This is a genomic window from Nonomuraea dietziae (assembly GCF_014195505.1).
Taxonomy (GTDB): Bacteria; Actinomycetota; Actinomycetes; order Streptosporangiales; family Streptosporangiaceae; genus Nonomuraea; species Nonomuraea roseola.
On sequence record NZ_JACIBV010000001.1, the window covers coordinates 2,846,644 to 2,869,126 of the forward strand.

A 22,483-nucleotide genomic window follows, 5' to 3' on the forward strand; every position below is an offset into this window, starting at 1 on the left:
AACCGGCGCCGCGGGAAGCACCGCCAGCGCCTCTCCGGGCACCGCCGCGACGTCCACCGCGCCGACGGCGGTGCGTTCGACGACCCGCGTTGTTCATGTTCACCGACGACCTCATGACCGAGGCCACCACCCGCAACGTCCGAGGCCGCCCGCTCGTCCGCCACTACGTCCTGTCGGGCGACCTCACCCGCCTGGAGATCAGCGACACGGTCAGCATGCGCCAGTGGCGTTCGTCACGGGAGGGCAGCGATCTGTACGAGACGGTGGGCCTCCTCGAGAACGTCCACCGCGAACTCTCCGTACCCGACAGGATGGCCGCCGTCAGGCTCGGGCGGGAGCGGCGCACTCCGTCGGACCTGGCACTCTAGAGGCGTGACAGACCACGAGGACCGGACACGGGAAGACACCACCCGGCGTCTCGAGCGCAACATGGGCACCCTGGGCACCGCGGCCATGGCGCGCATGGACGATCGGCTGCCGTGGTTCCGCGCCCTGTCGGCCGAGGACCGCTCCTGGGTCGGCCTGGTCGCGCAGGCGGGCATCGCCGCCTTCGTCGAGTGGTTCGCCCACGCGGGCGAGGGCCGTCCCACCCCGAGCATCGAGTTCTTCGGCACGGCGCCGCGCGAGCTGAAGCGCTCGATCTCGCTGCAGCAGACGGTCGACATCGTCCGCATCGTCGTCGAGGTCGTCGAGACCATGACCGACGAGCTGGCCGCCCCTGGCGGCGGCGACCAGCTGGAGCAGGCGATGCTCCGCTACACCCGCGACGTGGCCTTCGCCGCCGCACAGGTCTACGCCCGCGAGGCCGAGGCGCGCGGCGCGTGGGACGCCAGGCTGGAGGCCCTGATCGTCGACGCGCTGGTGCGCGGCGAGGTCGACGACGGGCTCCACTCGTGGGCCGCGGCGCTCGGCTGGACCTCCGCCCCCGTCGTGGTGGTCGCGGGGCACGCCCCCGACGAGGACCCCCGAGCGGTCATCGACGGCCTGCGCGAGAAGGGCAGGCGCATCGGCATGGACCTGCTGGCGGGTGTCCAGGCCGACAGGCTCATCGTGATCGTCGGCGGCGCCGACAACGTGGACCACGCGGCCAGGCAGGTGGTGCCGCGCTTCGGCGCGGGCCCGATCGTCATCGGCCCCGAGGTGCCCGACCTGCACGCCGCCGCCCGCTCGGCGCGGGCCGCGATCGCCGGGCTGAAGGCCTCCTCGGGCTGGCCCGACGCGCCGAGGCCCGTCCACGCCGAGGACCTGCTGGCCGAGCGGGCGCTCGACGGCGACGACGACGCCAGGCAGCAGCTCGTGGAGAACGTCTACCTCCCGCTGGCAGGCACGCCGCTGCTCGACACCCTCGCGACCTATCTGGAGCAGGGAACCTCGCTCGAGGCCACGGCCCGCCTGCTGTTCGTCCATCCGAACACGGTCAGGTACCGGCTGAAGAAGATCACCGAGCTGACGGGCTACCAGCCGACGGAGGGCAGATCGGCCTTCACCTTGCAGGTCGGCCTGATATTGGGCAGGCTCACAGAGAGCGCCGTAACCTGGCGCGCTCTAACGTAACTCCACCGAAACCCCTACTGTAGGGTTCCTACAAAAACCCTGGGACAAAGTTCGTACGGATCTCTATCCGCGTGTCGGACTTCTACAGGGCATGGTGGAAATCGTGTTCGTACTCGTCGCTCCGGGCCAAGGCGCCCAGACCCCAGGCTTCCTGTCCCCATGGCTAGAGCTACCAGGCCTCGCGGACAGGCTCTCCGCATGGTCGGAGGTCGTCGGGCTCGACCTGATCGCCTACGGCACCACCGCCGACGCCGACGAGATCCGTGACACCGCCGTCGCCCAGCCGCTGCTCGTGGCCGCCGCGCTGGCCGCCGCCGAGGCTCTGGGCGCGACCCCCGATCTGCTGGCCGGCCACAGCGTCGGCGAGTTCGCCGCGGCCGCGCTCGCCGGGGTGCTGACCCCGGAGCAGGCACTCAGCCTGATCCGCGAGCGCGGCCAGGCCATGGCCAAGGCCGCCGCGGTCACCGAGACCGGCATGACCGCCGTCCTCGGCGGCGTCGAGGCCGACGTGCTGGCCGCCCTCGACCGGCACGGCCTGACCCCCGCCAACATCAACGGCGCCGGTCAGATCGTCGCGGCGGGCACGCTCGAGCAGCTGGCCGCCTTCAAGGAGGAGCCGCCGGCCCGCGCCAGGCTGATCCCGCTGCAGGTCGCCGGCGCCTTCCACACCGTGCACATGGCGCCCGCGGTCGACCAGCTGCGCCAGGCCGCGGCCGCCCTCACGCCCGGCGATCCGCACACCAGGCTGCTGTCCAACGCACACGGGCAGGTCGTCGGCAGCGGCGCCGAGTTCGTCGAGCTCCTGGTCAACCAGGTCAGCAACCCCGTGCGCTGGGACTCCTGCATGGAGACCATGGCCGCGCTCGGCGTCACCAGGATGGTCGAGCTGCTGCCCGGCGGCACCCTGACGGGCCTGGCCAAGCGCGCGCTGCGCGGCGTGGAGAGCGTGGCACTGAAGACCCCCGATGACCTCGACGCGGCCAGGGAGCTGATCAAGTGAGGATTCCCGAGGTCGCGGCAGGAGCGAAGATCCTGTCCTTCGGCCACTACCAGCCGGCCAACATCGTCACCAACGACGATCTGGCCAAGACCATCGAGACCAACGACGAGTGGATCCAGTCGAGGGTCGGCATCAAGGAGCGCAGGGTCGCCCCCGCCAACGAGTCCGAGATCGACATGGCGGTCCACGCGGGCGGCAAGGCCCTGGCGGGCTCCGGCCTCGACGCCTCCGACATCGACCTGGTGATCGTGGCCTCCTGCACGCTCGAGTCGCAGATCCCCAACGCCGCGGCGAGGGTGGCCCACCGCCTGGGCATCGACTCCCCCGGCGCCTTCGACGTCAACGCCGCGTGCGCGGGCTTCTGCTACGCGCTCGGCACGGCCAGCGCCGCCGTACGGGCGGGCTCGGCCAGGAACGTGCTGGTCGTCGGCACCGAGAAGCTGTCGCAGTGGATCGACTGGACCGACAGGGCGACGGCGGTGATCTTCGCCGACGGCGCGGGCGCGGCGGTCGTCACCGCCTCCGAGACCCCCGGCATCGGCCCCGTGGTCTGGGGCAGCGCGGGCGACAAGTTCGACGCGATCATCATCAAGGACCGCGACTCCTTCCTGCAGCAGGAGGGCCAGACCGTCTTCCGCTGGGCCACCACCGCGCTCCACCCGGTGGCCAAGGAGGCCTGTGACCGTGCGGGGGTGGACCCGGCCGACCTGGCCGCGTTCGTCCCGCACCAGGCCAACCTGCGCATCATCGAGGCCATCGCCCGCAAGCTAGGCGCGGACAACGCCGTCATCGCCCGCGACATCGTGCTGGCGGGCAACACCTCGGCGGCCTCCATCCCGCTCGCGCTCTCACGCATGATCGAGCGCGGCGAGGTGCAGTCGGGCCAGCTGGCCCTGCTTCTCGGCTTCGGCGCCGGCCTCGCCTTCGCCGGCCAGGTCGTCGAGATCCCATAGCTTGTACGGCTCGCCGTACAAACCCAAGAAAGAAACTCAAAGGAGAACTACCGACATGGCAGTCAGCGAGCAGGAGATCCTCGAGGGCCTCGGCAAGATCGTCAACGAGATCACTGGGATCCCGGCGTCCGAGGTCACCCCGGAGAAGAGCTTCGTGGACGACCTCGACATCGACTCCCTGTCCATGGTCGAGATCGCCGTGGCCGCGCAGGACGAGTTCGGCGTCGAGATTCCCGACGACCAGCTCAAGAACCTGAAGACGGTCAAGGACGTCCTCAACTTCATCCAGGCCTGAAAGTCCCTTCTGATCAGCAAGGAGCGTAACCACGTGAGTGCAAACCGGGCACGAGTCGTCGTCACCGGGTTCGGCGCGACGACGCCCCTCGGTGGAGACGTCACCTCGACCTGGTCGGCGCTCCTCGCCGGTCAGTCGGGTGTGCGAAGCATCACCGAGGACTGGGTCGACAGCGTCCCCGTGAAGTTCGCGGGCGTCGCGGCCGTCGACCCGTCCGAGGTGCTTCCGCGGCCCGAGGCGCGCCGCCTCGACCGCAGCGAGCAGTTCGCCCTCGTCGCCGCGCGGGAGGCCTGGCAGCACGCCGGCGCTCCGCAGGTGGCGCCCGAGCGGCTCGGCGTGGTCGTCTCCAGCGGCATCGGCGGCATCACCACGACGCTGTCGGCCTACGACACGTTCAAGGAGAAGGGCTGGAACAGGCTCTCGCCGTTCACCGTGCCCATGCTCATGCCCAACGGCCCCGCCGCCTGGATCGGTCTCGACCTGGGCGCCCAGGCGGGAGTCCACGCGACCGTCTCCGCCTGTGCCTCGGGCGCCGAGGCGATCGGCTACGCGATGGAGATGATCAGGTCGGGTCGCGCCGACGTGGTCGTCGCCGGTGGCACCGAGGCCGCCATCCACCCGCTCAACATCGCCGCCTTCGCGGCCGCGCGGGCCATGTCGACCCGCAACGACGACCCGCAGGGCGCCTCCCGTCCGTGGGACCGCGACCGCGACGGGTTCGTGCTCGGCGAGGGCGCGGGCATCGTCGTGCTGGAGTCCGAGGAGCACGCCAAGGCGCGTGGCGCGCGGGTCTACGCCTACGCCGCGGGTGTCGGCTACTCCGCCGACTCCCACCACATCACCCAGCCCGAGCCCGAGGGCCGGGGCATCATCATGGCGATGACCCAGGCGCTCACCGACGCCGGTGTCACAGGCCAGGACGTCAAGCACATCAACGCGCACGGCACCTCCACGCCGGCGGGCGACGTCATCGAGGTGCAGGCCGTGGCCAAGGCCATCGGCACCCACCCGCTGGTCACCTCGACCAAGTCGATGACGGGCCACCTGCTCGGCGGCGCCGGCGGCATCGAGTCCGTCTTCACGATCAAGGCTCTCGAGGACCGCGTCGTGCCCGCCACCATCAACCTGGCCAACCCTGACGACGGCATCGAGGTCGACCTGGTCCACGGTGGGTCCCGCAAGCTCCCCGATGGTGACATCGCCGCGGTCAACAACTCGTTCGGATTCGGCGGCCACAACGTCACCGTCGTCTTCACCACGCACTGAGGGAGCCACAGATGACCGTGCTCGACAACGGGGTGGTGACCGGCGCCTCCGACGAGTCGCCCGTCGATCCCCGCGATCCGATCGTCCGCCTGGCCGCGCTGCTCGACGAGGGCTCGCTGCGGTTGCTCACTCCCCAGGACAAGAGCGGCGTGCTCGCCGCCATGGGCCGCGTCGAGGGTGTTCCCGTCGTCGCGTTCTGCAGTGACGCCCGCTTCCAGGGCGGTGCGATGGGCAGCGAGGGCTGCGAGCACATCGTCCACGCCTACGACGTGGCCGTCCGTGAACGGGTGCCGGTCATCGGTGTCTGGCACTCCGGTGGTGCGCGACTCGCCGAAGGCGTCGAGTCGCTGCACGCCGTCGGGCGGGTCTTCTCCGCCATGACCAAGGCGTCGGGCATCGTGCCGCAGCTGTCGGTCGTCGTCGGCCCCGCCGCCGGTGGCGCCGCCTACGGTCCCGCGCTCACCGACATCGTCATCCTCGCCGACCAGGGCCGCATCTTCGTCACAGGGCCCGACGTCGTGCGCAGCGTCACGGGCGAGGACGTCACCAGCGCCGCGCTCGGCGGCCCCGAGCCGCACAGCAAGCGCAGCGGCGTGGTGCACATCGTCACCAAGACCGAGAGCGACGCGCTGCTCAGGGCGCGCCAGCTGGCCGTGCTGCTCGGCCACCAGGGCCGCGTGCGCAGCTCGTCGGTCGACGAGGTCGACTTCTCGGCCTTCCTGCCCGAGTCGGCCCGGCGCGCCTACGACGTCAAGCCGCTCGTCAACGGCCTGCTCGACGAGCCCGGCATCGAGCTGCACCCGAAGTGGGCGCCCAACATCGTCACGACGCTCGGCCGCCTCGGCGGCAGGACCGTCGGCGTCATCGCCAACAACCCGATGCGCCTCGGCGGCTGCCTCGACGCCACGTCCGCCGAGAAAGCCGCCCGCTTCGTTCGTATGTGTGACGCCTTCGGGGTGCCGTTGGTTGTCCTCGTGGACGTTCCCGGCTATCTCCCCGGCGTCGGACAGGAGCACGACGGCGTGGTCCGCCGCGGCGCCAAGCTGCTGCACGCCTTCGCCGAGGCCTCCGTGCCGCGCGTCACGCTGGTCACCAGGAAGGCGTACGGCGGCGCGTACATCGCGATGAACTCCCGCGCCCTCGGCGCCACGCGCGTCTTCGCCTGGCCGACGACCCAGGTCGCCGTCATGGGCGCGGTCGCGGCGGTGCGCATCCTCAAGCGCCGCGAGCTGGCGGCCGCCCCCGAGGAGGAGCGCGCGGAGCTGGAGCACCGCCTGGCCGAGGAGCACGAGAAGCTCGCCGGCGGGCTGGCGCGGGCGCAGGAGCTGGGCGTGATCGACGAGGTCATCGACCCGTCCCAGACCCGCGGCGCGATCGCCAGGGTCCTCGCCACGGCCACCCCCGCCCGCGGCGCCCACGGCAACATCCCGCTGTAGTGCCCGACCGCGTGTGCCCCCTCCACCTGCTGGAGGGGGCACACGCGCATGCCGTCTCGCTGACGACCGAGCCGGTGCGGCAGGCCATGGAGGCGCTCGGCCGCGCGCCGACCAGTCGGCGTGCCCAGCCGGTGACGGCCCGCCGGTCCGGTCAGCCGGCCCTCTACCGCGCCAAGGTTTGAAACACCGTCGCGTCCTCGCCCCCGCTCACCGCCAGGACACGATCGCCGATCACGGCCGTGTCCAGGGCGACGACGGCATCCTCGTGACCGGTGAGCGGGTCACAGATGAGATCGCCTCCGTGCTCGTCGGAGAGGCCCCACACATGGATCTCGTCCGCGTACTGCGTGGCGGTCACGAACAGTGGCGGTCCCTCTCCCCGCACTTCGGTGATCGCCGCGAGGTAGGGATCGTCGAAACCTGCTCCCCGGACCAGCTCGCCGCTCTCCAGATCCCAGAAGGCGAAGCCCTGTTCGTCGCCTCCCGCAGCCAGGATCACACGTCCGCCGGCCACGACTGCGGCCACCGAATCGACACCGTTCTCAGCATCGGGATACCGGGCGGCCAGCGGGTCCCCGGCTCGAAGGTCAGCGGCCGCTCCTGCTGCCACACGTCCCGCAGGGGATCCCAGGTCCACACTCCTCCATACCTGGAGTCGGCACAGACCACGAGCGGCCCTGCAGGGGCCCCGACCAACGTGAAGTCCATGATCCGGGACGAGGAGGGCACTTCACTGCTCAACATCGCCGGTCGCGCAAGCATGTCGCGAAGGTACAGCCAAAGATCCACACCCGCGAACGTTTCATTCGCCGGGCAGCCGTTTCGGCTTCGACCGCGTTGCCTCTGCGCGCACGGGTCGACGCCGGCACGGCAGCGTGCCGGCACGCAGCGGGCCCGCGCGGCGGTGTCCGGCCCGCCTGCGAGCCGGTCGGGGACCCGCGGCCGGTCACACCGCCGCGTGGAGCCAGCGGACCGGCGCGCCGTCGCCCGCGTAGCGGAACGGTTCGAGCTCTTCGTCCCAGGGCTTGCCGAGCATCTTGTCCAGCTCGTCCTCCAGCACGCACCGCCCCTGCGAGGCCATGAGCATCACCGCCCTCAGCCGGTCCTCGGGGATCATGATGTCCCCCGCGGCCCCGATGACCGCGTTGAAGGCGCCGAGCGTCGGCGTGTAGGCGTGCCTGGAGCCGTCCACCCCTTGCGAGGCGTCCTCGGTGATCTCGAATCGGATGCGCTGCCAGCCCATGAGCGAGGAGGTGATGGCCGCGGCGATGCCGGGGCGTCCTTCCCACTCGGCCTGCGCGCGCACCACGTTCGGCGCGGCAGGTTGGGGTGTCCACGTCAGGTCTACGGGCACGCCAAGGACACCCGCCACTGCCCATTCGATATGAGGGCATAGCGCGGGCTGAGCCGAGTGGACGTACAGCACGCCACGAGCAGACACCGGACCTCCCGTTTCGGTACGAGGTGCGCCTTCCCCAACGGCCTCGTCCTGGGATGATCACAAGTGACTAGGGAGAGACTACCGTCGGTCGCCGCCCGGTGCTAGTGGGGGGCTATACCAAGATGTTGCGGCTGGGGCATGTGACGTCTGCCCGGGGCAGGAAAGATACGGGTCCATGGACATCCAAGCTGTCGGCGCGGCGCTCATCCGCCCCGGCCAACTTCTCACCGACCGCGGGGCGCTGTCGGCGGCGGCGCGATGGACGCAGGCGGTGTCCGAGGCCGACGGAGTGTTCCGCATCAGGCTCACGCCCGGTGTGGACCCGTGCGAGATCGCCATGAGGTTGCGCGAGGAGGGCCACAGGGCGGGACCCAACCACGTGCTGACGGGTCAGCCGCTGTGGTTCGGCGGCCCGGCCTCCAGGCCGTTCCCCGCGGCCCCTCTGGCGGCCCCCTCCGGGCGCGACGGCCCGCAGGTGCGGGTGGCGGTGGTCGACACCGGCATCGCGGCGCATCCGTGGTGGGCCAAGAGCGACTGGTACGGCCGGCTGGGGCCCGAGGCGGCCGACCGTCCCGACGGCGACGGCGACGGCGCGCTCGAAGCGCAGGCGGGCCATGGCACCTTCATCGCGGGTCTGATCCAGCGGCGCGCGCCCTCGGCCGCCTTCCAGGTCGCCAGGGTGCTGGGCGCCGACGGCGTCGGCGACGAGGCGGGGCCTGCTGCGCGCGTTGCACCGGCTGCGCGCCGACCCGCCTCACGTGCTCAACCTCTCCCTGGGCTGCCATACCTTCGACGACCAGCCGTCCAGGCTGGTGGCCGACGCGGTGGGCTCGCTGGAGAGCACGGTGACGGTGGCGTGCGCGGGCAACACCGCCTCCGACCGCCCGTTCTGGCCCGCCGCGCTGCCCTCCGTGGTCGGGGTGGGCGCGCTGGACGCGGCGCAGGAGCACAGGGCGCCGTTCTCCGCCCATGGGCCATGGGTGGACGCCTGGGCCAGGGGCGAGTGGCTCACCAGCACCTTCCTGGAGTTCGGCGAGTTCGAGGGGTTCGCCAGCTGGAGCGGCACCTCTTTCGCCGCCGCCCTGGTCTCCGGAGCCTTCGCCGCCTCGCCCGCCGTGCGCGATGTCGCCGATCTGCCTGATTCACGGCAGATTCCGGGTCTGGGAGTTGTCGTTCACTCAACTTGAAAGCCCTTGGTCGCGATAAGGTTTACTCTCAGTCCTCGTCTCATTACGAGGAGGCAACGTGAGTGACCACCGTCTCCCGGAGGAGCTGCTGAAGGCGGCTGCCGACGGCGACCACTCCGCATGGACCGGCCTGGTCGGCCGGTTCGGGCAGCGGATGTGGTCGGTCGCTCACGCGTGCGGGCTGAACGAGGCCGACACCGCGGACGCCGTCCAGGGTGCGTGGTTGCGGCTTCTGGAGAATCTGCACTCGATCAGGGACCCAGCGAGCGTGGGCGCCTGGCTCGCCACGGCGGCCAGGCGTGAGGCTCTGCTGATTTCCCGGAGAGGCGCGGGGCTGCGCCCGCACCTCTGCCTTCCTGAAGGCGGTCCCTTCGATCCCGACCCTGCCTCGCTCATTCTCGAGGCCGACGAGGGACGTCTGCTCTGGCAGGCGGTGTCCGCACTACACGAACCATGCCGAACCCTGCTCCGCCTGGTGGCGACGGTTCCCGAGGCGGGAACGCACCAACTGGCGGTTCGGCTGGGCGTGCCGACCGGCAGCGTCGGGCCTACTCGACTTCGCTGTCTGAACAAGCTGCGCACCCTGATCTCTCAAGAGGAAACGGTGCCATGATCGACGACGAGTACCTTCTGGCCGCGCTCCGCATCGCCGCGGGACACGACCCCGTTCCCGCCCATGTCTCGGCCGCCGCGCGCGACACCTTCGCGCTGCGTCTCGCCCAGGCCGACACCGCCGCCCCGGCGGAGAGCGTCGCCACCCGCGACACTCGCGACGCGGACGGGCCACGCCTGGTCAGGTTCGCCACCCAGGACTTCTCCTTCGATCTGGAGGTGACCATCGGCGACGGCCTGATCGACCTGGCGGGGCGGGTCACACCGCATCCCGGCGACGGGGCCACGATAGACATCCGCACGCCGCATCTCACGGTGTCGCGCGACCTGCCGTCCACCGGCCAGTTCGCCGCCACCGGCCTGCCGCCCGGCTGGTTCAGCGTGGTGTGCCACCGGCCGGGGTTCACGCCCGTCGCCACCCGATGGGTGCGGATCCGTCCGTGACAGAAGGGCTGGTCGCGCGGGCGGAGGAGGCGATCCTCCAGTCCGGGATGGATCCCGCGCGGGCGCTGGACAGCGCCCGCGCGGTTTTCGCCGCCGCGCAGGAGGCAGGGGCCGTCGAAGCGGCGGTGATCGCCCTGCGCGCCATGGCGCTGGCCTGCAGGGAGCTGGGCGATCTCGAGACCGCCGAGAGCCATCTGCGCCGCGCGATCGCCACGAGCGGCGCCCCTGCCGAGCGGCTGGCCCAGGCGCGGTTGTCGCTGGTGAGCGTGCGCACCCAGCGCGGCCACCCGCTGCAGGCGCTGCGCGTGGCCGCCATGGCGTGGGCCTACCTGTCGCCGCTCGACCGCGCCAAGCTCGACACCCAGCGGGCCGTCGCGCTGGCGCACCTCGGCCGCCACCAGGAGGCCGTCGCCTCGTGCGACAGGGCGCTCGCGGTCCTGGCCGAGGCGCCGGGCACCATCGACGACCAGCGCTTTCGCGCGGGCGGGCTGCTCAACAGGGGGCTGGTGCACGCCTACCAGGGCCGCTGGACACAGGCCACCCGCGACATCGCCTCCTGTCTCGAACTGTCGCAGCGCGCGGGGCTGGCGCACCTGGCCAGGCTGGCCGCGGCCAACCTGCCCTTTCTCGCCGTACGGCAGGGCGACATCCCCGCGGCCTTCGCCCACTACCGGGCGTGCGAGGACACCCTGTTCGGCTACCCCGAGCGCCTGGCCACGATGCGGGCCGACTTCGCGGGCGCGCTGCTGGCGGCCCACCTACCTGGCGAGGCGAGGGCGATGCTCAGCCTGGCCGTACCTGAGCTGGAGGCCGCGGGCGCGCAGGTGGCGCTGGCCGAGGCGAGGCTGCGCCTGGCGCAGGTCGAGCTGGTCACCGGCGACGCGCGCCAGGCGCTCGCCGTGGCCCGCAGGGCCGAGGCGGAGCTGACCGCCCAGGGCTGCGACTCCTGGCGGCTGGCGGCCGAGGTGGTCCTGCGTGCCAGGCTCGCCCTGGAGCCGCCCTCTCGCGAGCTGCTCGAGCGGCTGCTGGCGTGCGCGCACGACCTCGCCTCCTCCTCCTTCGCCGCCGAGGCCGCCGCCGTACGGCTGGCGGCCGCCGAGCTGGCGCTCACGCTGGGCGACACCGAGACGGCCACGGCACAGCTGTCACTGCTCGACCCCGAGGCGGCGGCGCGGCGTCCCGCGCGCGAGGCGCGCCATCTGGCCCCGCTGCTCGACGCGCCCGCGCTGAGCCTGCGCCACCTCATCCCGCTGGCCTCGGCGCAGCAGGCCGCCTACCTGGGCGGCGAGCCCGACCCCTGCGACGGTGTGCCGTCCCCCGTGCGATGGCACGCGGCGGCGCTGCTGGCGGGGCTGCGCGGCGACAGCGCCGCGGCGTTCGCCGCGGTGCATCGAGGGCTGCGCGAGGTCGGCTCCGACGCGGGGCGCTTCGACGATCCCTCGCTCAGGGCGCACATGGCGCGCGCGGGGCATCGGCTGGCCTCCTTCGGCCTGGGGCTGGCGATCGACACGCGCGAGCCCGAGTCGGTGTTCGCCTGGGCCGAGCGGTGGCGGGCGGTGGCGGGCGGGCGCCCCGACGCGCCCGGCATGACCGCGGTCAGGTCCGCGCTGGCGGGGGCGGCCCTGGTGGAGTTCGTCTGCCACGACGACGCGCTGCTGGTCCTGGTCATCACCGCCACGGGCATCACCCTGCGCAGGGTCGCCGACACGACGACCGTGTCCGAGGCCGTCGTCAGGCTCAGGTACGGCCTGCGCCGCGCCAGCCTGGGCGACGCCGCCCCCGGAGCCAGGCACGGCGGCCCCGACCCCGTGCTCGCCGAGGCCACGATCCTCCAGCGGCTGCTGCTGGAGGAGGTGGCCGAGGAGATCGACGGCCGCGCTCTGGTGATCGTCCCCGCCGGCCCCCTGCACACGCTGCCCTGGTCGGTGCTGCCGTGCCTGCACGCCAGGCCGGTGAGCGTCGTGCCCAGCGCCGCGGCGTGGCTGGCGGCCCGTGAGCGGGCTCGCCGCGCGCAACCGCTGGTGATCGCCGCCGCGGGCCCCGGGCTGCGGCATGCGGCCACCGAGGTCGAGCGGGTGCTGGCCGCCCACCGGCGCACCGAGCTGGTGCGCGGACGCCTCGCCGACGTCGCCGACGCGCTCGGCAGGGCCGACGTGCTGCACCTGGCCGCGCACGGCACCTTCCACTCCCGCAGCCCGCTGCTGTCGAGCATCGAACTGGAGGACGGGCCGCTGATGGCCTACGACCTGCTCACCCACGACTGCCCGCCGCGCCTGGTCGTGCTGTCGGCGTGCGACTCGGGGATGGCCAGGGTGCCCGCGGAGGGCGCGCCGCTCGGGCTGGCGGGAACGTTCCTGGCCAGGGGCGCCGCCTGCGTGGTGGCGGGGCTCATCCCGGTGCCCGACGACGAGGCGCTGGCGCTGATGACGCTCTTCCACAACCTCATCGCCGCAGGCGAGCCGCCCGCCGCCGCACTGGCCACGGCCTCCAGCAAGACGAGGGTGCCCGGCTTCGCCTGTTTCGGCGCGGGCGAGCACCCCGTGGTCGTCAGCCGGTCGCGACGGGACGCGAGGGGTCGGTGATCCAGTGCGACCACGAGCCCACGTACAGCGCCGCTCGGACCCCCGCCACCTCCAGCGCCAGCACCTCGTGCGCGGCCGTCACGCCTGACCCGCAGTAGGCGCCCACCCGCACGTCCTCGACCGCGCCGAGCGCGGCGAAGCGGGAGCGCAGCGCGGCCGGATCGAGGAAGCGGCCGTCGGGGCCGACGTTCTCCGTGGTGGGGGCGCTGACGGCGCCCGGCACGTGCCCGGCCACCGGATCGATGGGCTCGACCTCGCCCCTGTACCGCTCACCCGCGCGGGCGTCCAGCAGCACGCCGGTGCTCGCCAGCGCGCCCGCCTCCTGCGCGGACAGCACCGGCATGCCGCCCGGCCTGGCGGTGAAGTCGCCCGTGACCTCCGGGACGTCCTTCGTAACCGGCAGGCCCGCCTCCTGCCACGCGCGAAAGCCGCCGTCGAGGACCCTGACGTCCTCGTGGCCGAAGTAGCGCAGGGCCCACCAGGCCCTGGCCGCGGCGGTGGCGTCGGCGTCGTCGTAGACGACGACGGGGCGCGAGCCGTCCACGCCGAGCCTGCGCATGGAGGCGGTGAACGCCTCCGCGGACGGCAGCGGGTGACGGCCGCCCTCGCCCGCGGGCGCGGCCAGGTCGGCGTTGAGGTCGCAGAAGGCGGCGCCCGGAATGTGGCCCTCGGCGTAGGCCTCACGCTGCGGCGGGCCGCCCAGACGCCAGCGCACGTCGAGCAGGGCGGCCCCTTCGAGCGCGGCGAGCTCGGATGGACCGATCAGAGGGCTGGTCATCGGGTGGACACCTCCAGAAGTGGGACAAGCTGCTCGGCGGCCGTCATCGAGCCGTGGTAGCCGACGAAGGCCGCCTCGATCGGGTGGGTCGCAGAGGCGAGGATGACACAGTCGGTGTACGGCACGGCGACGAGGTCGCCGATCCTGCCCATCCACTCCCTGCGCACGTCGGGGCCGAACCACCCCGAATCCACCGCCTCCTGTCTGGACACCACCCAGGCCTTGCCCGCCAGCACCTCACGCCATGCCTCGAGCACCGCGGGAGCGGCGCCCTGCTCGGTGTAGACGTGCCTGGCCCTGGCCTCTCCTCCGAACATCGCCACGCCCTCGCTCAAGGCGGGGGTGGCCTGCGCGTCGATCTTCTCCACGGCGTTGACCATGCCGTGGTCGGCCGTGACGTAGAGCGCCGAGCCGGGAGGGAGCGTCTCGGCCAGCCGCGCGGCCATGTCGTCGACCAACTCGAGCTGGTCGAGCCACTGGGGGCTGCCCCAGCCCACGAGGTGCCCTGTCGCGTCGAGGTCGCCGTGGTAGACGGTCACGTGGGCGCGCGGCCCTGCCAGCATCGCCTTCACCCCCGCCACGCGCTCCTCCACGGTGTCGGCGGGCACGTAGCGCACGCCCCTGTAGACGGCCTCGGTCAGGCCCGTGCCCTCGAAGGCGGCGGGCCCGACGTAGCTGGGCGTGATGCCCGCCCTGGCCGCGCGCTGGTAGACGGTCTCGGCGGGCTGCCACTCGGAGGGGTCCATCGGCGGCATGCCCTTGGGCAGGCTCCAGCGCAGGCAGTTGAACAGGTGCCGCTCCCCCGGCACGGCCAGCGTCATGCCCAGCATGCCGTGCTCACCGGGAGGCAGGCCGGTGCCGAGCGAGCACAGGCTGGTCACGGTGGTCGAGGGGAAGCCCGCGGTGAGACGCCTCGCGGTGGCCGAGGACAGGAAGGGGGCGCGGTCGGCGTGGGCCCGCAGGAGCTCGGCGCCCAGCCCGTCGACCAGGAAGAGGCAGACCCGGTCGGCGGGGGCGAGATCCAGGAGGTTGTCCGAATCCGCGGACCGGGCGCCCTGGTCGCGGCTCGGGACGCCGAGGGCGGCGAGGAGTGAGCTCGGCAGGTCGGCCAGGGAGTTGCCGCCGTAGGCGGGGACCATGGGCTGGGGGGGCTTGCCGTCCATCACGCTCCTGAGGTGTCGAACTCGGATGGGTGCGCGCTCGTACGGGCCTCCGCTCGAGCTCGCCGGGGCCCGGGCGGCCGGACGCGTCCGCCACCGCCGCTCAGGGGACGTGCGTCGGCGCGCCCTCGCGAGTCAGGTGCGCGGCGGGGCACGGGGAAGCGGGCCCCTGACCTCGCCCCGCGCACAGGGGGCGCACGCAGAGGCTCCGCTTCGGCCCGCGCGCGATGGGGGCGGTACGAGCAGGCGCGGGGCGATGGCGTGGGGCGCGGAGGCGGGGGCACGGGGTGGCGGGAGGTCAGGTGGCGGCGCGAGCGGTGGCCTCGGACAGGGCCTTGGCGAAGGCGAGCACGTGCCCCACCGCCTCGGGACCGTCGGCGGCCTCGCTGACCCGCAGCGACAGGTCGTCGGCGGTGATCGCGCCGGTGTAGCCGTGGTCGGCCTCGCAGTTCTCGTCGCCGCAGGTGGCGGGTTCGAGGTCGACGTGGGAGATGGCGCCCCACCCGATGGTGAGCGTCGCCTCGGTGGGCGGCACCCCGGGAACGTAGGAGGCGGGATCGGGCACGACCCTGGTGACCGCGACCGACTGGACGCGGCTGAGCCGTACGGCCTCGGTGGTGGTGGAGGCGTGGGAGGCCGAGACGCCCTCGGCGGGCGGGTGCTCGTCGGTGTGGCAGACCAGCAGCCGGGAGCCCGTCAGGACCAGCACCGTGACGTGCCTGCGCACCTCCATGGCCGGGTCGAACGTGGCCTCGTGGTGCACCACGTAGGCGGTCACCGCCTCCTTGCCCAGCGCGGATTCGACCGCATCGGTGACGAGGTCGGGATAGTAGCCGCTGCGCTCGATCGCTTCACGCAGGCCCGCGGCTGAGACTCGGGTTTCCCTCATGGCATCCATCCTGCCAGCCCTCGGACACCGCTCACACTCACAGGCACATATCCGGACATTTCCTAATACGTTATGCATATCGCTTTACCGGATACTTTTATAGAGCGCTATGGCGGACAATTGCCTGACATAACATTTCGCCAACTCGTATCCCGTTCCGCGGCATACCCTGCCGGAACAGCGGGCACCCCGGCCGCCCTTGGCCGTGCCCCGACCGCCTCAGCGCCGCGGTCGGCTCCCCTGCGGGCGCTCGGACGAGCCGGCGGTCCCTCTCCCGGCACCGAGAAGAGGCGGCGGACGTCCCGGTGTCCGATCGGGGCGATCCTCCGGTACTCGCTGACCTGAGGCGGGAGCACGCCTCCCATTCCCAGGGCGGGGCGATCCTCCGGTACTCCCTGACCTGAGGCGGGAGCACGCCTCCCACGCCCAGGGCGGGGCGATCCTCCGGTACTCCCTGACCTGAGGCGGGAGCACGCCTCCCACGCCCAGGGCGGGGCGATCCTCCGGTACTCGCTGGCCGGGGCGAGTCTCACTCCCCGTGCCCCGACCGGGGCGGGGCTTCCGCTCCCCGTGCCCGGACCGGGGGCGGGGCTCTCGTTGTCTGGGCCAGGGGCTTCGTCTCAGGGGCGACCGAGGCGGTTGGACTCCCCGGGGGCGGGTGAGGTGACGCGTTGTCGTCTGAGGGGCTCAGGCGAGGCGGCGGGGGCCTCCGTCGCGGCGGGGGCCCTCGGGGCTTCTCAGGACGGCGCGCGCGCCCAGCACGAACACCTCCGACTCCCCCACCAGGACGGGGTCGAGGTCGAGTCTGGCGACCTCCGGCAGGTCGTTGGCCAGGCGGCCGACCCTCACCAGGAGCTCCTGCAGCGCGCCGACGGCGACGGGTGGGTAGCCGTACTCGCCGAAGAGCAGCGGCGCGGCCTCCACCGAGCGCACCAGGCCCGCGGCGTCCTCCGCGGTGAGAGGGGCGAGCCGGTAGCCGCGGTCGCGCAGGAGGCGGGCTGTCACGTCGCCGAGGCCGAAGGAGACGACAGGGCCGAAGGCGGGATCCTCCAGGACGTTCACGACTGTGGGGACGGCGGGTTGGGGTGCCATCTTCTGGACGGCGAGGACCACGTCCGCGCCGAGCTGTCCTGCGAGGTCGGCGTGGGCCTGTCGGACGGCCGCGGGTGAGGTCAGGCCCAGGCGTACGGTGCCGGCCCGCTTGGCGGCCTCGGGGTCGGCGGCCTTCAGCACCACCGGCCAGCCCAGGCGCTCGGCGGCGGCGACGGCGTCGTCCGGGGTCTGGACGATCTCGGCGGGCCAGACGGTGAGGCCGTAGCATGCGAGCAGCTCGGTGGGGTCGATCTCGACAGGACCGGCGTCGGCCCGCGGCGACTCCTCCGGCAGGACCTCGGCCGGAGTGCCTACGTGGTCGGCCGCCGAGCCCTCCTGACCCATGGATCCCGGGACCTCGGCCGAGGTGCCTACCGGGCCGACCGCTGAGGTCTCCTGACCCGCGAGCTCCGGGACTTCGGCTGCGGTCCCCTCGGGGGATGCGAGGGGGTCGGCTGGAGGATGGGTCAGGGCTCGGGCGACGAGGGTGCGGGCGGATGCGGTGTCGATGTGGTCGAGCTCGGGCGGCGCCCCCGCCGGCTGCTTGCGCCACAGCGCGTACCGCACGACGTCGGCCAGCGCCCGCACCGCCTCCTCGGGCGCCGCGTACGAGGGCACCGAGCCGCGTTCGGGCAGGGCGGCCGGGTCGGTTCGCAGTTCCGCGGGCATCCCGAGCTGTCCTTCGAACGTGGCGAGCACCGGCTTGCCCGCCTCACGCGAGACCCTCACCAGCTCGGCCGCCACCGAAGCGGAGTCGCCGGGGATCGGGGGCATGTAGATGACGACCGCCGCGTCCACGTCCGGGTCGGCGAGAACGCCCGCGAGAGCCGTACCGAACTCCTGGGCACCTGCCGCCGCGCCGAGGTTGACCGGCGGGCGGGGCTCGAGCCCCGCGCTGACGCACGCGTCGACGGCCAGCAGACCCAGGGCGTCGGAGTTGGTGACCAGGCCGACGCGCGGCCCCGCGGGCAGCGGCTGGCAGGCCAGCAGCTGCCCGACGTCGAACAGCTGGATGAGGTCGTCGACCCTGATGACGCCCGCCTGATCGAACAGCGAGCTGAGCGCGCTGTCGGGCAGGCGCAGGGCGGAGGCGGAGTGGCCGATGGGCACGCCCTGGGTGGTGCCGCCGCTCTTCACCACGACGATCGGCTTGCGGCGCGAGATGCGCCTGGCCAGGCGGGCGAACTTGCGCGGGTTACCCAGCGACTCCAGGTAGAGCAGGATGACCTCGGTGGCCTCGTCCTCCTCCCAGTACTGCAGGAGGTCGTTGCCCGACACGTCGGCCCTGTTGCCCGCCGAGACGAAGCTGGAGATGCCGATGCCGCGCTGGGCGACGCGCTGCAGCAGCGCGGTGCCGAGGGCGCCCGACTGGCTGAAGAAGCCGACCCTGCCCCTGCCGGGGACGGTCGCCGCGAGCGTGGCGTTCAGCCGTACGGCCGGGTCGGTGTTGGCGATGCCGAGGCAGTTGGGGCCGACCACGCGCAGGCCGTACGCGCGGGCGATGCGGGCGAGCTCGTCCTGGCGCGCCCGCCCCTTCGGCCCCGTCTCGCCGAAGCCCGAGGAGACCACGACCAGGCCGCGCACGCCCTTCTCCGCGCACTCCTTGACCACGTCGATCACGCTGTCAGCCGGTACGGCGAGCACCGCGAGGTCGACCTCGCCGTCGATGTCCTTGACGCTCGGGTAGGCCCGTACGCCCGCCACGGCTCGCACCTCGCGGTGGACGGGGTAGACGGGCCCGGTGAAGTCGGCGGCCAGCAGGTTGCGCAGCACGGTCTGGCCGACGCCCCCCGGCTCGCGTGAGGCGCCGATGACGGCGACGGAGCCGGGCGTGAGCAGCCTGGCGATGGAGCGGGCCTCGGCGCGGTGCTCGCGTGAGGCCGTCACCTCGTCCGAGGTCTCGGTCGGGGTGAGGTCGAGCGTCATGCGGACCACGCCGTCGGCGAAGCGGCTCTGGGCGGTGTAGCCGACCTGGCGCAGGACGCCCATCATCTTCATGTTCGCGGGCAGCACGTCGGCGATGAAGGTCTCGATGCCGCGCTCGCGGGCGGTGGCGGCCAGGTGCTCCAGCATGACCGAGGCCACGCCCCTGCCCTGGTGGGCGTCCTCGACGAGGAAGGCGACCTCGGCCTCGCCCGGAGCCGTGCGGTCGTAGCGGACGACGGCCACCATCTCGGTGCCGATCGTGGCGATCAGGGCGACCCTGTCGACGTAGTCGACGTTGGTGAAGAAGGCCACTTCGCGGTCCGACAGCTTGGGCCTGGGCCCGAAGTAGCGGAAATAGATGGATTCGGCCGACAGTCGTGAGTAGAACGCCCTGAGCCGGTCAGCGTCGGCAGGCCTGATCGGCCGCACGTGCGCCGTGCCACCGTCGGCCAGGACGACGTCCGCCTCCCAGTGGGCGGGATAGTGAGCCTCCACAGTCCCGAGCGTAGACCCGTGCCTCACATGCGGCGCCCGTTGGGCAACGCTTGTGCATCGACTAGGACCGGGTGTCCGGTGTATGCCCCACGAGCAGGCCCGAAGCTGTTAAGTTTTTCGGCGTCAGGCGCGAAGGATTGCAGCAAGGCGGTGACATCATGACGCGGGTCGTGGTGGTGGGCGATCTCATGACCGATGCGGTCGCGCGCGCCCGCTACGCCCTCGCCAGGGCGAGTGACACCCCGGCGATCGTCACCATGCACGGTGGCGGGTCGGGGGCGAACATCGCCTCCTGGCTGGCGGTCGAGGGCGCCGAGGTCGCCTTCATCGGCCGCCGTGGCGCCGATATCACAGGGCGCAACCGCGACATGGAGCTCATGGGCTACGGCGTCGACGCCAGGCTCGTGATGGATCCCGAGCGGCCGACCGGCACCTGCGTGGTGCTCGTCACGCACAAGGGCGAGCGCACCATGCTCTCCGATCCTGGCGCCAACGCCGCGCTGTCGCCGGAGGACCTGCCGCGCGACCTGTTCAACTCGGGCGGCCACCTGCACCTGTCCGGCTACACGCTGATCAACGAGGGCTCCCGCGAGGCGGGCCTGGCGGCGCTGGAGATGGCGCGCAGGTCCGGCATGTCGATCTCGGTCGACTGTTCGTCCTCGGCGCCGCTCGAGCGCACCGGCGCCGAGCCGTTCCTCGAGTGGACCAACGGCGTCAAGCTGCTGTTCGCCAACTCCGACCAGGCCAAGGTGCTGACCGGCCGCGACGACCCCGAGGCCGCGGCCAAGGTGCTCACCGCCTGGTTCCCGCAGGTCGTCATCAAGATGAACGTCGACGGCGCGCTGTGGTACACCAACGGCCGCCCCGAGCCCGTCAGGGTGGCGGCCGAGCCCGTGGAGCGGGTGGTCGACGGCACGGGCGCGGGTGACGCGTTCTGCGCGGGCTTCCTTCCCGCGTGGCTGGCGGGCAAGCCGCCGGCCGAGGCGCTGTCGGCCGGCTGCGGCCTCGCCTCCAAGGCGATCTCCCACCTCGGGGCTCGCCCGCGCCTCTGAGGCAGAGGCTTGCAGCCGCCGCCGCTGCCTGGCAGAGGTGAACTGCCCGACCTGAGCCCGGCCGTCTCGAGGGCCGGGCCGCCGGAGTCCTGCGGGAGGCGTCGCTGGTGCCGCTGCTGTGGAACAGGCCGGCGCTGATCCGCGGCAGGAACGCCACGAACATCCACATCAGCCCGACGGGATGCGGATGGGAGTGGCGTCCTGACGCGCCTCGTGACCCGTCAGGACGTCGTGGCCAGCGCCAGGGGAAGGACGGCGGGCGCGCCCGCGTGGCGGATCAGCGCCGCGCCGAGCGTCATCGTCCAGCCCGTGTCGACCCTGTCGTCGATCAGCAGGACCGGGCCTCCGCACTGGGCGATCGCCGCGCCCAGCTCCTTGGGCATCGCGAGCGTCTCCCTGATCGCCTGGACCCGCTTGGCGCTGTTGAACTGCTGGCCGGGTGAGCCCGCCCGGTAGCCGAGCTCGCCGAGGTAGGTCAGCCGCCCCACGCTCGCCAGCCGTTCGGCGAAGCCGCGCACGAGCTGCGGCCTGGACGCCGAGGGCACGTTGACGACCGCGACGGGCCGCTCCTTCCAGTCCCACGCGGCCAGCACCTGGATGACGGCCTTGAACATGTCGTCGGGCAGCTGCGTGTCGGGGCCGTTGAACAGCTCTCTCAGCCGGTTGCCCCAGCCGATGTCGGTGAGCCTGCCCAGCGCCCTGCCCGGCTCGGCGCCCAGCTCCGGCTTGATGCGCCCGGAGAGGTCCTGCAGCCCGGTGGGCCACTGCCTGCGGGCCTCGACCTCGACGCCGGGCCTGGACAGGGTCTGGCGGGCGCTCTCGACCGCCACCGCCGCGATCTCGGGCGAGCGGTGCCGGCCGGTGCAGTTGTCGCAGCGCCCGCAGGGGGTCGCCGCGTCGTCGTCGAGCCGCCTGCGCAGGTACTCCTCCCTGCACTCGGTGGTGGTGAGGTAGCCGAGCATGGCCTCCTGCTCGGCTCTGCGCTCCGCGGCGATGCGGGCGTAGCGCTCGGCGTCGTAGGCCCACTCCTCGCCCGTGGCCGTCCAGCCGCCCTTGACCCTGCGGACGGCGCCGTCGACGTCGAGCACCTTGAGCATCATCTCCAGGCGGCTGCGGCTGAGGTCGACGACCGTCTCGAGCGCCTGGGTGGACATCACCCCGCCTGCCTCCAGCGCGCCGAGGGTGGCGCGGACCACCTGCTCAGGGGGGAAGGCGAGGGAGGTGAAGTAGGCCCAGATGTCGCGGTCCTCGGTGCCGGGCAGCAGGATGACCTCGGCCCGTTCGACGCCACGGCCTGCCCTGCCGACCTGCTGGTAGTAGGCGACGGGCGACTGCGGTGCGCCGACGTGGATGACGAACCCGAGGTCGGGCTTGTCGAAGCCCATGCCGAGGGCGCTGGTGGCGACCAGTGCCTTGATCTTGTTGTTGAGCAGGGCCTCCTCGGCCGCGAGCCGTTCGGCGGGCTCGGTCTGGCCGGAGTAGGCGGCCACCTCGTGCCCCTGTTCGCGCAGGTAGGAGGCGATCTCGTGGGCGGCGGCCACGGTGAGGGTGTAGACGATGCCCGAGCCCGGCAGCTCGTTGAGTGTCTGGGCCAGCCAGGCCAGGCGCTGCTCGGCGGTAGGCAGCCTGACCACCGACAGGTGGAGGCTGTCGCGCTCCAGCGGCCCGCGCAGCACCAGCGTGCCCTCGTCGTCGCCCATGGGCGAGCGCAGCTGCTCGGCCACGTCGCGGGTGACGCGGGCGTTGGCCGTGGCGGTGGTGGCCAGCACGGGGATGCCTGGCGGCAGCTCCTCGAACAGCGTGGCGAGCCTGCGGTAGTCGGGCCTGAAGTCGTGGCCCCAGTCGGAGATGCAGTGGGCCTCGTCGACCACGACCAGGCCCGCGCTCTCGGCGAGCTCGGGCAGGACGTTGTCGCGGAAGTCGGGGTTGTTGAGCCGCTCGGGGCTGACCAGGAGCACGTCGACCAGGCCCTCGGCCACGCGCCCGTAGACCTCCTCCCACTCCTCGGGGTTGGCGGAGTTGATGGTCACGGCGCGGATGCCGGCCCGCTCCGCGGCGGCGATCTGGTTGCGCATCAGCGCCAGCAGCGGGGAGACGATGACCGTGGGGCCCTCGCCGAGCTCCCTGAGCAGCGCGGTGGCGACGAAGTAGACGGCCGACTTGCCCCACCCCGTGCGCTGGACGACCAGGACCCTGCGCCGCTCGACCACCAGGGCCTCGATCGCCGTCCACTGGTCGTCGCGCAGCCGCGCGTGCTCCCCGGCCAGCGCGCGCAGGTGGGTCTCGGCTTCTTCCCGCATCATCGCGACTGCTTCAGTCAT

At 72.6% G+C, this 22,483-nt stretch carries 19 protein-coding genes; 12 read left to right on the plus strand and 7 right to left on the minus strand.

Annotation, left to right across the window (positions count from 1 at the left end):
• Window positions 1–95: 95 nt before the first annotated feature.
• From FHR33_RS13720 to FHR33_RS13750, 7 genes are all read left to right on the plus strand, one after another.
• Window positions 96–368: a hypothetical protein gene (locus FHR33_RS13720; protein WP_183646878.1), complete on the plus strand. Its 273-nt coding sequence runs from the start codon at window positions 96–98 to the stop codon at window positions 366–368.
• 61 nt (window positions 369–429) lie between these two features.
• The gene (locus FHR33_RS13725) at window positions 430–1,554 is read left to right on the plus strand and encodes a PucR family transcriptional regulator (protein WP_183660067.1); all 1,125 of its coding nucleotides are present in this window, start codon (window positions 430–432) and stop codon (window positions 1,552–1,554) included.
• A 103-nt stretch (window positions 1,555–1,657) separates the two neighbouring features.
• Complete coding sequence (locus FHR33_RS13730; RefSeq protein WP_183646880.1) at window positions 1,658–2,554, plus strand: ACP S-malonyltransferase; 897 nt, start codon at window positions 1,658–1,660, stop codon at window positions 2,552–2,554.
• On the plus strand, window positions 2,551–3,507 hold the full coding sequence (locus FHR33_RS13735; RefSeq protein WP_183646881.1) for a beta-ketoacyl-ACP synthase III: 957 nt from the start codon (window positions 2,551–2,553) through the stop codon (window positions 3,505–3,507). Before FHR33_RS13730 ends, FHR33_RS13735 begins: the two co-directional genes overlap by 4 nt.
• A 55-nt stretch (window positions 3,508–3,562) precedes the next feature.
• Window positions 3,563–3,802, plus strand: a complete 240-nt coding sequence (locus tag FHR33_RS13740) for an acyl carrier protein (RefSeq protein WP_183646883.1) — start codon at window positions 3,563–3,565, stop codon at window positions 3,800–3,802.
• 33 nt (window positions 3,803–3,835) lie between these two features.
• Window positions 3,836–5,068 (plus strand): beta-ketoacyl-ACP synthase II, encoded by a 1,233-nt coding sequence (fabF, locus tag FHR33_RS13745; protein ID WP_183646885.1) that lies wholly within the window; start codon window positions 3,836–3,838, stop codon window positions 5,066–5,068.
• 11 nt (window positions 5,069–5,079) lie between these two features.
• Window positions 5,080–6,504 (plus strand): carboxyl transferase domain-containing protein, encoded by a 1,425-nt coding sequence (locus FHR33_RS13750; protein ID WP_183646887.1) that lies wholly within the window; start codon window positions 5,080–5,082, stop codon window positions 6,502–6,504.
• 163 nt (window positions 6,505–6,667) lie between these two features.
• Here FHR33_RS13750 and FHR33_RS13755 read toward each other — a convergent pair whose 3' ends face one another.
• The gene (locus tag FHR33_RS13755) at window positions 6,668–7,030 is read right to left on the minus strand and encodes a hypothetical protein (RefSeq protein WP_183646889.1); all 363 of its coding nucleotides are present in this window, start codon (window positions 7,028–7,030) and stop codon (window positions 6,668–6,670) included.
• A gap of 420 nt (window positions 7,031–7,450) precedes the next feature.
• The gene (locus FHR33_RS13760; RefSeq protein ID WP_183646891.1) at window positions 7,451–7,945 is read right to left on the minus strand and encodes a DUF3145 domain-containing protein; all 495 of its coding nucleotides are present in this window, start codon (window positions 7,943–7,945) and stop codon (window positions 7,451–7,453) included.
• Between the two features lie 728 nt (window positions 7,946–8,673).
• Between FHR33_RS13760 and FHR33_RS50195 the strand changes: the two genes are divergently transcribed.
• The 4 genes from FHR33_RS50195 to FHR33_RS52575 are packed head-to-tail and all read left to right on the plus strand — an operon-like array spanning window position 8,674 to window position 12,770.
• Window positions 8,674–9,132 carry a S8/S53 family peptidase gene (locus FHR33_RS50195; protein WP_246451816.1) on the plus strand — a complete coding sequence of 153 codons (459 nt, stop codon included), beginning with the start codon at window positions 8,674–8,676 and terminating at the stop codon, window positions 9,130–9,132.
• Between the two features lie 58 nt (window positions 9,133–9,190).
• A complete protein-coding gene (locus FHR33_RS13770) occupies window positions 9,191–9,745 on the plus strand; it encodes an RNA polymerase sigma factor (protein WP_312895521.1) in 555 nt (184 codons plus the stop codon).
• Window positions 9,742–10,188, plus strand: a complete 447-nt coding sequence (locus FHR33_RS13775) for a peptidase associated/transthyretin-like domain-containing protein (protein WP_183646893.1) — start codon at window positions 9,742–9,744, stop codon at window positions 10,186–10,188. The genes FHR33_RS13770 and FHR33_RS13775 overlap by 4 nt, the downstream gene beginning before the upstream one ends.
• Window positions 10,185–12,770 carry a CHAT domain-containing protein gene (locus tag FHR33_RS52575; protein WP_183646895.1) on the plus strand — a complete coding sequence of 862 codons (2,586 nt, stop codon included), beginning with the start codon at window positions 10,185–10,187 and terminating at the stop codon, window positions 12,768–12,770. Before FHR33_RS13775 ends, FHR33_RS52575 begins: the two co-directional genes overlap by 4 nt.
• Here FHR33_RS52575 and FHR33_RS13785 read toward each other — a convergent pair.
• The 4 genes from FHR33_RS13785 to FHR33_RS13800 form a co-directional block, all read right to left on the minus strand.
• Window positions 12,736–13,548 carry a sulfurtransferase gene (locus tag FHR33_RS13785; RefSeq protein WP_183646897.1) on the minus strand — a complete coding sequence of 271 codons (813 nt, stop codon included), beginning with the start codon at window positions 13,546–13,548 and terminating at the stop codon, window positions 12,736–12,738. The two genes, FHR33_RS52575 and FHR33_RS13785, sit on opposite strands and share 35 nt — an antisense overlap.
• On the minus strand, window positions 13,545–14,711 hold the full coding sequence (locus FHR33_RS13790) for an alkaline phosphatase family protein (RefSeq protein WP_183646899.1): 1,167 nt from the start codon (window positions 14,709–14,711) through the stop codon (window positions 13,545–13,547). The genes FHR33_RS13785 and FHR33_RS13790 overlap by 4 nt, the downstream gene beginning before the upstream one ends.
• Before the next feature lie 295 nt (window positions 14,712–15,006).
• Complete coding sequence (locus tag FHR33_RS13795; protein ID WP_183646900.1) at window positions 15,007–15,597, minus strand: DUF5998 family protein; 591 nt, start codon at window positions 15,595–15,597, stop codon at window positions 15,007–15,009.
• Between the two features lie 687 nt (window positions 15,598–16,284).
• Window positions 16,285–19,110, minus strand: coding sequence for a bifunctional acetate--CoA ligase family protein/GNAT family N-acetyltransferase (locus FHR33_RS13800; protein WP_183646902.1), 2,826 nt, complete (start codon window positions 19,108–19,110; stop codon window positions 16,285–16,287).
• Between the two features lie 158 nt (window positions 19,111–19,268).
• On the opposite strand from FHR33_RS13800, the gene FHR33_RS13805 reads away from it, so the two are divergent.
• The gene (locus FHR33_RS13805) at window positions 19,269–20,162 is read left to right on the plus strand and encodes a carbohydrate kinase family protein (protein WP_183646905.1); all 894 of its coding nucleotides are present in this window, start codon (window positions 19,269–19,271) and stop codon (window positions 20,160–20,162) included.
• Window positions 20,163–20,383: 221 nt separating this feature from the next.
• Here FHR33_RS13805 and FHR33_RS13810 read toward each other — a convergent pair whose 3' ends face one another.
• Window positions 20,384–22,483: a RecQ family ATP-dependent DNA helicase gene (locus FHR33_RS13810; protein ID WP_246451818.1), complete on the minus strand. Its 2,100-nt coding sequence runs from the start codon at window positions 22,481–22,483 to the stop codon at window positions 20,384–20,386.

Excerpts from the sequence above, each read along its gene's own strand:
- FHR33_RS13775 (WP_183646893.1), top strand. The coding sequence starts at position 9,742 with ATGATCGACGACGAGTACCTTCTGGCCGCGCTCCGCATCGCCGCGGGA.
- FHR33_RS13725 (WP_183660067.1), top strand. The coding sequence starts at position 430 with ATGGGCACCCTGGGCACCGCGGCCATGGCGCGCATGGACGATCGGCTG.
- FHR33_RS13720 (WP_183646878.1), top strand. The coding sequence starts at position 96 with ATGTTCACCGACGACCTCATGACCGAGGCCACCACCCGCAACGTCCGA.
- FHR33_RS13750 (WP_183646887.1), top strand. The coding sequence starts at position 5,080 with ATGACCGTGCTCGACAACGGGGTGGTGACCGGCGCCTCCGACGAGTCG.
- FHR33_RS13740 (WP_183646883.1), top strand. The coding sequence starts at position 3,563 with ATGGCAGTCAGCGAGCAGGAGATCCTCGAGGGCCTCGGCAAGATCGTC.
- FHR33_RS13810 (WP_246451818.1), bottom strand. The coding sequence starts at position 22,483 with ATGACTGAAGCAGTCGCGATGATGCGGGAAGAAGCCGAGACCCACCTG.
- FHR33_RS13785 (WP_183646897.1), bottom strand. The coding sequence starts at position 13,548 with ATGACCAGCCCTCTGATCGGTCCATCCGAGCTCGCCGCGCTCGAAGGG.
- FHR33_RS13790 (WP_183646899.1), bottom strand. The coding sequence starts at position 14,711 with ATGGACGGCAAGCCCCCCCAGCCCATGGTCCCCGCCTACGGCGGCAAC.
- FHR33_RS13805 (WP_183646905.1), top strand. The coding sequence starts at position 19,269 with ATGACGCGGGTCGTGGTGGTGGGCGATCTCATGACCGATGCGGTCGCG.
- FHR33_RS13795 (WP_183646900.1), bottom strand. The coding sequence starts at position 15,597 with ATGAGGGAAACCCGAGTCTCAGCCGCGGGCCTGCGTGAAGCGATCGAG.